Source organism: Pseudoalteromonas sp. NS-SX12 (assembly GCF_057367955.1).
The window spans coordinates 343,036-355,989 of sequence record NZ_CM170635.1 but is presented as its reverse complement, the minus strand read 5'-3'; the positions used below and the strand labels follow the sequence as shown (position 1 = coordinate 355,989).

Here is a 12,954-nt window from a genome sequence, read left to right as displayed (position 1 = left end):
TTTTTTCACAAAAATCGCCTTCTTAATTGATTTACTCTTACCCTAAGGAGTGAAATATGTCTATAAATGCAGCGCCGATAAACCCAAATCAGTTTAACGCAAAACTGGCGGGAGCAAATGTCGAAACGAAAACAACCAGCCAGTTTCAAAACACTTCTGTTGGAGTGATTGGAAACAGTGCACAAAACCATCTAAATGCACTAGAAGAGCTGACCAAAGCGTTGGGCGATAAAGCATCAGCTCAATTTACGCAAAGTAAAGCCAAAGACATGCGCCAGTCAAATGCTGACCGTGTTGAAAAAATTCAACAATTAATGGAAATGGCGTTTAAAGTTGAAAAACGCAATCAATTAGATGAATTAGCGGCAGATTTACTATCAGGTGGCAAAACCGACCATCAAGCGCTTAGACAAAAATTACAAGAATTCAGCGATGATGTTACAGAGCAATACATCGGCTTATTAAGTGTGCGTGAGCAACTTAGTGCAGGCGAGGGCAATGAAGCCATTCTTCAACTGGTTAACCAACAGTTAGCTGAACTAGAGCGAAAATACGGTCAAACATTGACCTTAGGTGTTAACACCTTTATTCCAACTATTGAAGCTGCCAATGCCGGTTTAGATGAAGGTAGTCAGCTGCGCCAATTCTATGCTGATTCGGTAATGGATTACCAAGGCACTGCTGCTGCATTTACGGATTTAATTGAAAAGTATGGGGAAAGTCGTTTTGAGACTGCCGTTGCTTTTATGTTGCAAGCGCTCGCGGCCGATTATGAAGCGCAAGGCAGCAGTATCGATAAGTCGCAGCTTAGTGTGATTATGAAAGATATGAACCGACTGAAAATGCTGGCGGCGATGTTTGATCAGTGTAACGAGGTTGCGCAAAAGCTCAACCAAGCACAAGTCACGCCACGTGGACTAATGCAAAGTGTCATTACCATAAATGATATGCCGTGGGCTGAACAAGCTGACGTGGAAAGAGCACTCAATGTAAGTGATTTACCGCTTGGTACACAAATCAATTTGTTTGCTGAGGTGCGTAATATTGTGAATAACATTCCTCACGATGCCTTTAAAGATCCAGAGCAGCACGGGCTATGTGTATTGGCATTAGAAGCGGCACGTCATGCGGTAATTGCAATCGAGGAAGCACTATGAGTGATTGGTTAGAGAGCAGCTTAAATGGTTTTTTAGCCAAGCTCGGTTTACCTATGCAGCCTTGGCAGAGCTCTCCTCATTTGTCTTTGCAATTCGACGGAGACATAACCTGTGAAATATCTGTTCTCGATGCGCAATTAATGGTGAGCTTTTTAACACCTATCGTGTTATCGAGCCAGACGCAAGTACTTGCGTATTTAACCAAGATGAACCCCGTACACTTTCAAAAAGGGCAGTTTTTCCGCTATCACTGGTATCAAAACCAAGCCATTGTGCAGCTAAATTTAGCTCACGAAGAGATTACCGAAATTGCCTTAGAGCAAGCCTTTACCGCCTTACTTAATGAAAGCCAAACGATTAAGGCATTGTAATGAGCACACCGATTGATTTAAAAGTGGGTTTAACCTCCATCAGTCATATACGACATGACGAAGTGCCCACCAAACTGCCTGAAAAGTCAGAATTGCCCCAGCTAGGTGAAGCGATTGACTCGCATTTTGATGCGCTTTTTCACGTTTACCAAGGCCAAACGTTAGTCGAAAATACCTGCCGGTTATCCGACGCAACATGTAAAGAAATTGCGCATCTCAATTTATTCAATATGCCTACCGATACTTTGCAATGGTTAGGCGAAATGAAAAAAAGTGGCGATGTAGACGCTAAGACAGAGCAAGAAGCCAGAGCGGTGTTAAATGAAATTGCAGAGTTGTCTTTAATCTTGAATATCAGTAGTAAATTGTTGGTGCAATGATGACCGAAACACCAGTTCAACACAATAAAATAGAGCGACCTCATCGCGAGTATCGTCAATGGCTATTGATGCAAGCGCAGCTGCAACAAGACTATGCCAGTAATGAAAAGGCGGTGTCGTTAATTAACTTGGTTGAGTCGGTTTATGGTGCCGATTTAGAAACAGGTCTGATGCTCTGTCGCGCCTGGGCAGATCTTGGCGAATTAACCTTATTAGAACAACGCGTTGAGCGATTGCTTGCGGATAACCAATTGAACTGTGAGCAGCGCGCAGCAATTTATTATTGTTTAAGCTTTTCACGATTCCAAGCGGACGATCTTATCGGTGCACGAAGAGCCCATCAGTTGTACCTTTCTTTAGCCTCAAATATAAATCAGGAAAGTGATGAAAAACCTTCTGCTTAAAATGAGTCAACGCAGTGACTTAGCACTTGCAGTGTTACTTGTCGCCATCATTTTTATGATGATTCTACCGCTACCAACTGGCTTAGTTGATGGCTTAATTGCAATGAACCTTTCAATTGCTGTGGTGCTACTGATGATGTCGGTATACATCAAATCACCGCTTGAGTTTACTGCATTTCCAGCCGTGTTGTTGATCACTACACTTTTTCGTTTGGCACTTTCCATTACCACTACCCGCCTTATCCTAATGGATGGCGATGCTGGTGATATTATTACCACCTTTGGTAACTTTGTTGTGGGTGGTAATTTAGTGGTCGGTGTGGTTATTTTCTTAATTATTACCATTGTGCAATTTATGGTTATCACCAAAGGGGCTGAGCGTGTCGCTGAGGTAAGTGCACGCTTTTCACTTGATGCCATGCCGGGCAAACAAATGAGTATTGACGGTGATATGCGCGCAGGGGTATTAGACGTTGATGAAGCGCGAGTAAAGCGAAATGCCCTAAGCCGTGAGAGCCAGTTATTTGGCTCAATGGACGGTGCAATGAAGTTTGTGAAAGGCGACGCTGTCGCTGGTTTAATTATTATTTTCGTGAATATTTTAGGCGGTATTACCATTGGTATGAGTCAAGCCGCGATGTCGGCAGGCGAAGCCCTTGAGGTGTATTCAATTTTAACCATAGGTGATGGACTTATATCGCAAATACCAGCACTGTTTATTTCAATTACTGCCGGTATTATCGTTACCCGTGTTTCAGCAGGTGATGAAGACGAAGAAGATCAACAAAACTTAGGTGGTGATATTGGCTCGCAGGTGACAGCTCAACCAAAAGCGCTGCTTATTGGCGCAGCACTATTAACTGGCTTTGCGCTCATCCCTGGTTTTCCCACATTTATCTTCTTAGGCTTTGCTGCTGTAATTGGTGCAGGTGGCGTATATTTAATAAAGCGTAATCAAGAAGCGGTTCAAACCGTTGAGACCTTGCCAGAAGTATTGTCAAAAGGCAGTGGCGCAGCAGCGACAAGTTCTGCTGAAAGTAAAAAAGCCACGGCTAAAAGTAAAGCGCAAGGGGATGACTTTTCGATTACTGTTCCGCTCCTGGTTGATGTATCTGCGAATTTAGAAACGGCACTTGATGCGACTAATTTAAATGCGGAGCTTGCAGAAGTCAGGCGAGCACTTTATTTAGACATGGGCGTGCCATTTCCCGGCGTGCATTTGCGTTTTAATGCGGCTATGCCTAAAGATGAATACGCGATTTTGATGCAAGAGCTGCCAGTGGCTCGTGGCAAACTTGTACCCAATAAGATATTAGTTTCCGAGCCGGCGCAACAGTTAGATATGCTTGGTATTGCCTATCAACAAGAGCAGGCATTTTTGCCAAATATGCCGAGTTTATGGGTTGATAAAGAGGATTTAGAAGAGGTGATAGCAGGCTCATTATCGTATTTTTCAATCGATAAAGTGATGACTTTTCACTTAGCCCATGTATTACGTAAATATGCAGAAGAATTTATCGGTATTCAAGAAACCCGTTTTTTACTTGAAAAGCTCGAACCTCATTACGGCGAATTAGTAAAAGAAGCCCAGCGAGTGGTGCCAATTCATAAAATGAGTGAGGTGATGCAACGGTTAGTGTCAGAAGATATCTCGATTCGAAACCTGCGCGTTATCTTAGAATCTTTGGTCGAATGGGGTCAAAAAGAAAAAGATGTTGTACAGCTCACCGAGTACATTCGTGCGAGTCAACGAAGATTTATTTGCTACAAGTACGCTGCTGGGCAAAATGTATTACCAGCATTTATGCTCGATCAGCAAATTGAGGAGCAAATCCGTGGAGCCATTAGACAAACCTCAACAGGCTGTTATTTAGCGCTTGACCCAAGTACCTCGCAAAAATTTATTGCGAATGCAGTAAGTACAGTAGGTGACTTAAAGAAATATCAACGTAAACCTGTGTTGCTGGTAGCGATGGATATTCGTCGCTATGTGCGCAAGTTACTTGAAAGTGAACTTTATGAGTTACCGGTCGTTTCTTTTCAAGAATTAACCAAAGAAATCAATGTGCAACCAGTTGGTAAAGTTGTCGTGTAATAGTTAGGCGTGGGCAATCGCCCACGCCTTCAATTTCTATTCTTGCCTAAACTATAAAAAAAGCCGCCCTTGGTTAAAATCGTTATCCCTTACGTTTTTACATAATAACGTTAAGCAAAACTAACTAACGATATTCCGTGTCAGAATTCAGTAATACCCTAACCGAGTTAATTAACGAGCAAAAAGATGCTAACGCAAAGCGTATGGCACAGATGAATGCGAATTTATCTGTTGCACGTCCATTGCGCGTAAGGGGATGGGTGTCTCAGGTTTCCGGAACCATTATTCGGGCTGTGGTGCCTGGGGTAAAAATTGGCGAATTATGTCGTTTAGTTGACCCTGAAAATAATAGCTATGTCCTTGCAGAAGTGGTTGGCTTTGATGAACACCAAGCACTCTTGACCCCGATGGGTGACATGATGGGGATCTCAAACAGCACAGAGGTGATCCCAACAGGCAAACCTCACCAAATTAGGGTGGGTGAGCATCTACTCGGTGAAGTGGTTGATGGTCTTGGTCAACCGATGAATAAGGACGAACACGCAGAGTCTGAAAAAGGCGCATTAATCAGTGTGTATGCTGATGCACCAAATGCAATGACGCGAAATACCATCGAAAAACCACTCTCTTTGGGTGTGAAAGCCATTGACGGTGTGTTGAGTTGTGGCGAAGGGCAGCGCCTGGGGATTTTTGCGGCTGCAGGCGGTGGTAAAAGTACCTTACTTGCCATGCTTATTCGTAATGCCGATGTTGATATCACAGTACTAGCGCTTATTGGTGAACGTGGACGTGAAGTACGCGAGTTTATTGAACGTGATTTAGGCGAAGAAGGCCGTAAAAAGGCGGTACTTGTTGTAGCTACCTCAGATAGACCCGCGATGGAACGGGCAAAAGCAGCCCTTGTTGCCACTTCAATAGCAGAGCATTTTCGTGATCAGGGTAAAAAAGTCCTGCTCTTAATGGATTCTGTAACGCGCTATGCGCGGGCACTTCGAGAAATTGGTCTCGCAGCAGGCGAGCCGCCAACACGTCGTGGTTACCCACCTTCAGTATTTGCAGCATTACCGCAATTAATGGAGCGCGCAGGGCAATCAAATACCAGTTCGATTACGGCTTTATACACAGTTTTGGTTGAAGGTGATGATATGACCGAGCCAGTTGCCGATGAAACGCGCTCAATATTAGATGGCCATATTGTATTGTCTCGAGAGCTTGCTGCTGCGGCACATTATCCGGCAATTGATGTATTACAAAGTGCAAGTCGTGTGATGAATCATTTTGTTAGTTCAGGCCATAAACAGGCGGCACTAAGTTTACGAAATGCGCTTGCTAAATACAAAGAAGTAGAACTGCTTATTCGAATTGGTGAATACCAAAAAGGACAAGATCAAGAAACGGATAAGGCTGTGGAGGTTATTGACCGGGTGAAAGCATTTTTACAACAGGGCACAGAAGAAAACATTCCGTTTGATAAGTCTGCCGAGATGTTACAGGCGTTATTTAAATGATGCTTGAACGCTTACAACAAATAAAACAACGCCAACGAGACAAATCAGAGCAAGCACTGTTGCAAGCTGGTGCAAGGTTGCGTGCGTTAGAAACGGAACTTAAGGGGCACATTGAAACGTTAGAAGAGTATATCGTGTGGCGAAAAGAACAAGAAAAAGCCCTCTATCAGCAGGCACATGATGCGTTTTTAACACGTTCTGGCGTAGATAAGTTTCGCCTCAAAATTGCCAACCTTCGCAGTCATGATGCGACCTTGAAAAAAAATATCGCGACGTGTGAGCAGCAGATTGAAGCGGCAAAAAACACCGTTCAGGTATGTCAGGCTGGGTTACAAACAGCGAATAAAGCGATGGAAAAGTTTGCTTCTTTAATTGCACTTGAAAACACAAAGCGTGCATTACTGGCCAATCGCAACGAAGAAAACCAACTCGATGAATTTGTGACATCGCGCTTTTCGGGAATGAAAACCATATGAAAATTACTAATGATACGATGCAAAATAGACCTTCTAATGGGGTTGATGTGCCTACAAATCACGGCGCTCAACTAACTGAGCAGGGCAGTCGCTTTAGTCATTTAATGAATGATAAAAAACCGACTAAATACCATCAGATTAATGATGGTTTGGTACTAAATCCGAATGAAAATAATCCTGAGAAAACGACAATAAAGCAAGAAGAGCGTGTGATACCACACTCCCAACTGGATGAATTTCTGACGTCAGATTATGATTTTCCTAAAAAGCAGCAAAACCCGATAATTGCTGCTAAAGGTGTTGATGATAATGTGAGTGCACAAATACGCGGTGCAAATAACGTTACTTCAACCTATCAAGCCTGTGAACCTTCTTTGTCATGCCATGAGCCGACAGTTGCTTGTTGTGACGGTTTTGAGCACTTAATTATTCCATTAGAACATAAATCAACAACAACCATGGGTATTAGCGTTGGTGGGGTTGAAAATCCAAATTGCACAACGCAAGCACAGCCTGTTTTTCAACCGATAAAAGAATTTTCGCCACAATTTGCAATAGCGACTGACTTTATTGAACAGTGTTCAACATTAGAAAATAATGAATATTCATTTGTACATTTCCCTGAGGTTTTTCAATTAGCAGAGGTTACTGGAAGCAAGAAAAAAGCGAACATCAACCAAACCGAAGCGGTTAATTTGCCATTGCAAACCCCGCCAAACAATGAAGAAATGATTATTGTAAACGCAGCTCTTGTTAACCGATTAACATCGCAAGCGTCACACAATAATGCGGTCGCCAGTCAAATTTTCATGCCTGAGCCTTCGCATGGTTTTCATGGTAGTGTGTTGAACGATATTGCGTTTTCTAAAGACGTAAATGATTTATTACATAACAATCAGCTAAATATTACCGTCAAAGGTGAACGACCTACGACTATTCACTGGGCCCATGCTCCCCAAAAAGTAATGCCAAGCCTTGAAGCTGCATTAGAAAACTTGGGCGACTCAATAAATGAAGTGGCAAGCTCAGTGTCATTACAAAGTACACCGCACGCTTTGCCATCGGTTGAGCAAGTTTTTCGTGCCCAGTTAAAGTCTATTGACCAAATCCATATTGTAGAAAATTTTAAATCACACTTTGCCCAGATTGACGAAGCAATACTTAAGCAATCTCCGTCATTGTCTATTTCGTTAGAAAGTCAATATTTACAAGGCGGTAAAGTACAAATTGACATTGAACAAGGGCGTTTAACGATTCATTTTGATGTGTCGTCATCACAAGTTTTGGCGCAGCTTACGCAATCTTTACCGGATTTAAAACTAGTACTGAATGAACGCTATCCGCAATTTAATACCCAGTTTTCAATGAATGACTCTGATCAGCAAAGACAGCAACGAGAAGAGCAAGACGAGCAGATTGATGGTGAGCAATCATGATGGTTGAAAAATTCAAATTAGCCGCGACAGCACCTGAACAAGTTAGGTTTGCAAATTTATTACTAAAACAACCGCTAAGACTCGTATCAGAACAGGTAACCTGTCATCAATTGCGTCAAATCTCGATACCTCAAGAGGAGCTGGTTAAAATTGAGTGTGCAGTTGGACAACAGTCATTTAGTCTATTCGCAACCCATGCTGCATTGCAGTCATGGCTTGAAAAAAAAGGGTATGCATTAAGTATTACCTCCTTACCTTCGGCTTTACTTGAAGCTTTGATTGAAAAACTGCTGTCACCACTTCAAGGCAGTTTCAAACAATTATTCGGCGAATTTGTTGCGATTGCATCGATCTCACTCTCTTCACCTTACAAAGCGGATAAAGAGTCTTTTTGCTGCGAATTTACATTAAGCACACCCGACGATTTAGCCTTAATCATCGCGTTAAAACAACACCAGCTAGCGCGCTTAATTTCACAAAACCCAATATCCGTAAGACAAGACCTTTCGGCAATCGACCTCAAGGTTAGTGTAAGCATGGGTAAAACAACTTTGCATCAAACAGACTATTTAGCGCTTGCATGCGGCGATGTTGTGTTTTTTGACCAATGTTATTTCGACAAAGAGCAGCGTGTTTGTCTTTCAATCGAAAACACACCTGCTTGGCAAGCAAAGCTTAATAACCACACAATCACAATTGAACATTCTTGGAGTAATACCATGAGCGAAGAACAACTTGCACAACCTAATGCGGTATTTGATTTAAATACTGTTCAAGTTGAATTGGATTTTTCTTTACCGTCACAGACTTTGTCATTACCGGATGTGCAAAACCTTCAACCAGGTTATGTGTTTGAAAGTGACTGCAACCCCGATTCCCCCATTTTGATAAAAGTGAATAATCAAGTGATTGCTAATGGCGAATTAGTCAAAGTCGGTGAAAAACTGGGCGTACGTATCTTGGATGTAGCTGGAAACTAATATGCTCGGCAATGATTTAGATTACGTCTCGTTAATTATTGCTTTAGGCGCATTAGCCCTAGTGCCTTTTTTAGCAGTGATGGCGACCTCATTTATAAAAATAGTGATTGTATTTTCACTATTAAGAAATGCGCTGGGTGTGCAGCAAACACCACCTAATATGGCGCTTTACGGTGTTGCAATGGTGTTGACCTTGTACGTGATGGCCCCTGTGGGTTTTGAAGTAAAAGAGTATATGGATAACAACCCTGAAGTAGTTGAATCGCCAGAACGTTTTGGCGAATTAATTGATAATGGGCTTAAGCCGTACTTACAATTTCTTCATAAAAATACTACCGAAACGGAGCGTGATTTTTTTATCAATAAAGCACACGAGCTATGGCCTGAGAAACATGCTAAAACATTGAATGAAAACAGCCTATTAGTACTGATGCCAGCGTTTACAGTCACGCAAATTACAGAAGCATTTAAAATAGGCTTTTTAATCTACCTACCGTTTCTTGTAATTGATTTGATTGTGTCAAACATCTTATTGGCAATGGGTATGATGATGGTGTCGCCGATGACAATTTCATTGCCATTTAAATTATTAGTATTTGTGTTACTTGATGGTTGGACACGTCTTACACATGGTTTAATCGCGGGGTATTAGCCAGTGAATTTGTCGACAGCGGAACTGATCCAACTAGCGAATGAAGCACTTTATTTAACCTTGATTTTATCATTGCCGACCATCGTTGCTGCATCATTAGTCGGTACTCTGACAAGTTTGGTGCAAGCATTAACGCAAATTCAAGAGCAAACCCTCTCGTTTGTTCTAAAGCTTATTGCTGTAGTTATCACTTTAATGATTACAGGCAATTGGATGGGACAAGAGATTAGTACTTTGACCGACAATATCTTTAAAGCGATTGGTGGTTAACCATGTTAGATGCGGCAGGGCTTGAACAAATCATCAAAACCTATCTGCTCGGTGTACCGCGTTTAACAGTAGCGTTTATGATACTACCGGTATTAAGTAAGTCTGTGCTGGGTGGCAGCATGGTGCGAAATGGCGCCATGTTGTCGTTTGCGCTTTTTATCTACCCAATGACCGCAGACTCATTGCCACCTGATTTATCGTTGGCGGACTACTTTACTATATTAATCAAAGAAATGACGTTAGGGCTGGTGATTGGATATATGGCGGCCGTGCCATTTTGGATTGCCGAAGGCGTAGGCTTTTTTATTGATAACCAACGCGGCGCGGCGATGGCGAGCTCGGTCAACCCGATTATGGGCGAGCAGACTTCACCGCTAGGTATTTTTATGACACAAATAATGGTTACTATTTTTGTTATTAGTGGCGCGTTTTTATCGCTTATCCTTGTTATGGTGCAAAGTTACGCTGTGTGGCCTGTTGGTGTGCTGTTGCCACAGTTTATGACAGGGTTGGACACGTTTATTTTGAGCCAATTAGATTTAGTGATGGAATTGGTTGTTGTGTTGTCTGCACCAGTAATTCTAGCCATGTTCTTATCTGAATTTTCGCTGGCATTAATTAGCCGATTTGCACCCCAACTGAATGTGTTTTTTCTTGCTATGCCAGTAAAAAGTGCGATTGCGCTTTTTGTATTAATTTTATACCTAAAATACTTGGTAGAGCACTTATACGATTTAATCGAAAAAACACCCAGTCAAATCATCGAATTTATGATTAGCTCTTTCTAGGTATCTTTGTGTCTGAAAAAACCGAACAACCCACCCCGAAAAAGCTCAAAGATGCTAAAAAAGATGGTCAGGTTGCGAAAAGCAAAGAAATTGTCTCGCTCGCCATGCTGCTTGCTGTAATGGGCTATTTCTATATTTTTGGTACAGTGTTACTTGAACAGATTATGACACTATTCAGTTTACCAACGCATTTCTATGATCGCGTTGATAATCACACATTTAATAAAACCATTGGCCAAATTTTATTATTGTTTTTATTGCAGACGATGAAAATGCTTGCGCCATTACTTTCAATCGTTTTTCTCACTGGCATCATAAGTAATTTAGTACAAAGTGGCTGGATTATGAGCGCGAAACCAATCAAGCCAGAGCTTAAAAAAATAAGCCCCAAAGAAGGCGCAAAAAAAATATTTAGCTTTAAGAACTTAATGGAGTTCATTAAGTCGCTGATTAAAATTATTGTGCTGAGCTACACTGCCTATTTTATTCTCACCAATGAAATGAAAACGCTGATGGCAATACCTCACTGTGGCGCAGCGTGTGCCTTTACGTTATCAGGCAGCTTAGTATTTAAATTAATTTTGTATTGTTTAGGTGTGTTTATCTTTTTGGCAGCCGCTGACTATTTGCTCGAAATGAAACAGCATAAAAAACAGCTGATGATGAGTCATGATGAAGTTAAACGTGAATATAAAGAGATGGAAGGCAGCCCAGAAATTAAAGGTCGCCGCAAACAATTGCATCAAGAGTTAATGGAAGAGCAAGTCGAAGAGAGAGTTAAATCTTCCGATGTGATTGTGACTAACCCAACGCGAATAGCTGTAGGCTTAAAATATGATGCAACCGAAGCACCATTGCCCTATGTCACGATTAAAGGTGAACTACTATCGGCAAAGAAAATTAGAACCATTGCTGAAAAACATGGTGTGCCAGTTATCCGCCAAAAATATTTAGCGCGAGGTTTGTTTGCAAAGGTTGAAATGGATAACTTTATTACAGAGGAATACATTGAAGCAGTTGCAGATATTATCCGTTTTGTGCGCAGTTTAGAAAATGATGATTTTGCAGAGAATGAATCTGACTACTGATCTTAACAGTATTTAAAAAATAAGATAATATAAATCAAAGATTTGAAATTCAAATAAAACAAAAAACAAATTTCGTTAATTGCGCACATTTCTGCATAATTCATTGCATTTTACCCATCATAATAAGTCTTAATTTAGGAAAACAACATTAAGTTAGTTACTTATTAGGAGCGAATATATGCCAGAATTTGGTTTAGGCGGAGCTCAATCCGCTTCACAAACAAATGTGATTAACCCATCACAAGTTAATAGTAATAATGATGCTAATTCTCAGATTAACAGTGCTGAATTAGGTCACCGTGATGTGCAACAAGTGTCAAATGACCCTGTATCTGTGAACTGGCAAGATAAGTTTAGTAATGCCTGCACTTCGATTAAAAACTCGATTGTTACGACGCTAAGTAATGTGAAAGACGGTGTAGCCGAGTGGTGCGATAAAGCCTCTGAAAAATTAGCGGATATTGGCGAAGCAATTAGTGACAAAGCAAATTCAATTTTTAATAGTATTAAAAACATGATTTCAAGTAACAATAATGGTCTTTCCATTGATAGCCATGCCAATCTTGAGGCGGGAGTGTCTATTGTTGTTGATCAGAATGACCAACCGGGTGCAGGTATGGGACCAGGAGCCCCTGTTAATAATATGATGGCAATGGATGATGTGCCAAATCAAATTCAGTCAAATATACAAGCCATGATGAACCAAAGCGGTGAAGATGCAGATGTTAATGTTGTGGCAAATGGCCCGCAACTTAGCCGAGAAGGTAGTAGCGAAGGCATACCAGATAACATTAATTTAGGCGCTACGGCTGGCTATATTGATGATGTTGTGAATCAAAGTGATTCACCAGTGAACAGACAAATGGCAGTTGACCAAAATATTGCCGAGCAGGCACAAGCTGCTTACGATTTTGAAGGGATGATGAACACTGGCTTTGAACAACAGGCTGCTGCAATGGCTCTAGATCAAAATATTGCCGCTAAAGATACTAATTTCGAAGATGTGTTTGGCGAAGCGGGTGAGGGTAAAAGCATTGATGTCGATGCATTAAGACAAGAGGCAATTGCACAGCAAAGTAAAGCGAATGAATCAAAATTTGCCGATAACCTTAAAGCTGAAATGGAAGCGATGAATGCAGCATTTGATGATATTATAGAAGATATGCAGCAGGTGGGCGCACAGCCAAAAGAAACTGCTGGAAACGATCAGTCAGGTGAGCAGTAAATAGTTATAAAGGCGGTTAAGTTTGACCGCCTTTTTGTTTTTTGAAATGGTTAAATATACTCAAGCGAAGTTTAACGTGAAAAGCGGTATGTACTTGGGTTAAATAACCAATCAAAAACTAATG

At 41.4% G+C, this 12,954-nt stretch carries 14 protein-coding genes; all 14 read left to right on the top strand.

The window, feature by feature from the left end; genetic code table 11:
* Positions 1-56 precede the first annotated feature (56 nt).
* The 14 genes from sctW (at position 57) to AC2IOM_RS15755 (ending at position 12,830) form a co-directional block, all read left to right on the top strand.
* Positions 57-1,157, top strand: coding sequence for a type III secretion system gatekeeper subunit SctW (gene sctW, locus AC2IOM_RS15820; RefSeq protein WP_486360365.1), 1,101 nt, complete (start codon positions 57-59; stop codon positions 1,155-1,157).
* Positions 1,154-1,528, top strand: a complete 375-nt coding sequence (locus AC2IOM_RS15815; RefSeq protein ID WP_486360364.1) for a hypothetical protein — start codon at positions 1,154-1,156, stop codon at positions 1,526-1,528. Before sctW ends, AC2IOM_RS15815 begins: the two co-directional genes overlap by 4 nt.
* Positions 1,528-1,908, top strand: a complete 381-nt coding sequence (sctX, locus tag AC2IOM_RS15810) for a type III secretion apparatus assembly protein SctX (protein ID WP_486360363.1) — start codon at positions 1,528-1,530, stop codon at positions 1,906-1,908. Before AC2IOM_RS15815 ends, sctX begins: the two co-directional genes overlap by 1 nt.
* Complete coding sequence (locus AC2IOM_RS15805; protein WP_010558984.1) at positions 1,908-2,312, top strand: hypothetical protein; 405 nt, start codon at positions 1,908-1,910, stop codon at positions 2,310-2,312. Before sctX ends, AC2IOM_RS15805 begins: the two co-directional genes overlap by 1 nt.
* Positions 2,293-4,407 carry a type III secretion system export apparatus subunit SctV gene (gene sctV, locus AC2IOM_RS15800; RefSeq protein ID WP_486360362.1) on the top strand — a complete coding sequence of 705 codons (2,115 nt, stop codon included), beginning with the start codon at positions 2,293-2,295 and terminating at the stop codon, positions 4,405-4,407. Before AC2IOM_RS15805 ends, sctV begins: the two co-directional genes overlap by 20 nt.
* 137 nt (positions 4,408-4,544) lie before the next feature.
* On the top strand, positions 4,545-5,915 hold the full coding sequence (sctN, locus tag AC2IOM_RS15795; protein WP_486360361.1) for a type III secretion system ATPase SctN: 1,371 nt from the start codon (positions 4,545-4,547) through the stop codon (positions 5,913-5,915).
* Positions 5,912-6,391 carry a type III secretion system stalk subunit SctO gene (gene sctO / locus AC2IOM_RS15790; protein ID WP_486360360.1) on the top strand — a complete coding sequence of 160 codons (480 nt, stop codon included), beginning with the start codon at positions 5,912-5,914 and terminating at the stop codon, positions 6,389-6,391. The genes sctN and sctO overlap by 4 nt, the downstream gene beginning before the upstream one ends.
* On the top strand, positions 6,388-7,827 hold the full coding sequence (locus tag AC2IOM_RS15785) for a hypothetical protein (RefSeq protein WP_486360359.1): 1,440 nt from the start codon (positions 6,388-6,390) through the stop codon (positions 7,825-7,827). Before sctO ends, AC2IOM_RS15785 begins: the two co-directional genes overlap by 4 nt.
* Positions 7,824-8,807 carry a type III secretion system cytoplasmic ring protein SctQ gene (gene sctQ / locus AC2IOM_RS15780; protein WP_486360358.1) on the top strand — a complete coding sequence of 328 codons (984 nt, stop codon included), beginning with the start codon at positions 7,824-7,826 and terminating at the stop codon, positions 8,805-8,807. The genes AC2IOM_RS15785 and sctQ overlap by 4 nt, the downstream gene beginning before the upstream one ends.
* Position 8,808: 1 nt before the next feature.
* Entirely contained in the window at positions 8,809-9,459 is a 651-nt protein-coding gene (sctR, locus tag AC2IOM_RS15775) for a type III secretion system export apparatus subunit SctR (RefSeq protein WP_010558990.1), read from the top strand.
* A 3-nt stretch (positions 9,460-9,462) separates the two neighbouring features.
* On the top strand, positions 9,463-9,729 hold the full coding sequence (gene sctS, locus AC2IOM_RS15770; RefSeq protein ID WP_486360357.1) for a type III secretion system export apparatus subunit SctS: 267 nt from the start codon (positions 9,463-9,465) through the stop codon (positions 9,727-9,729).
* Positions 9,730-9,731: 2 nt separating this feature from the next.
* Positions 9,732-10,517: a type III secretion system export apparatus subunit SctT gene (gene sctT, locus AC2IOM_RS15765; protein WP_010558992.1), complete on the top strand. Its 786-nt coding sequence runs from the start codon at positions 9,732-9,734 to the stop codon at positions 10,515-10,517.
* An 8-nt stretch (positions 10,518-10,525) separates the two neighbouring features.
* A complete protein-coding gene (gene sctU / locus AC2IOM_RS15760) occupies positions 10,526-11,605 on the top strand; it encodes a type III secretion system export apparatus subunit SctU (RefSeq protein ID WP_486360356.1) in 1,080 nt (359 codons plus the stop codon).
* Positions 11,606-11,783: 178 nt separating this feature from the next.
* Positions 11,784-12,830 (top strand): hypothetical protein, encoded by a 1,047-nt coding sequence (locus AC2IOM_RS15755; RefSeq protein WP_486360355.1) that lies wholly within the window; start codon positions 11,784-11,786, stop codon positions 12,828-12,830.
* Positions 12,831-12,954 lie beyond the last annotated feature (124 nt).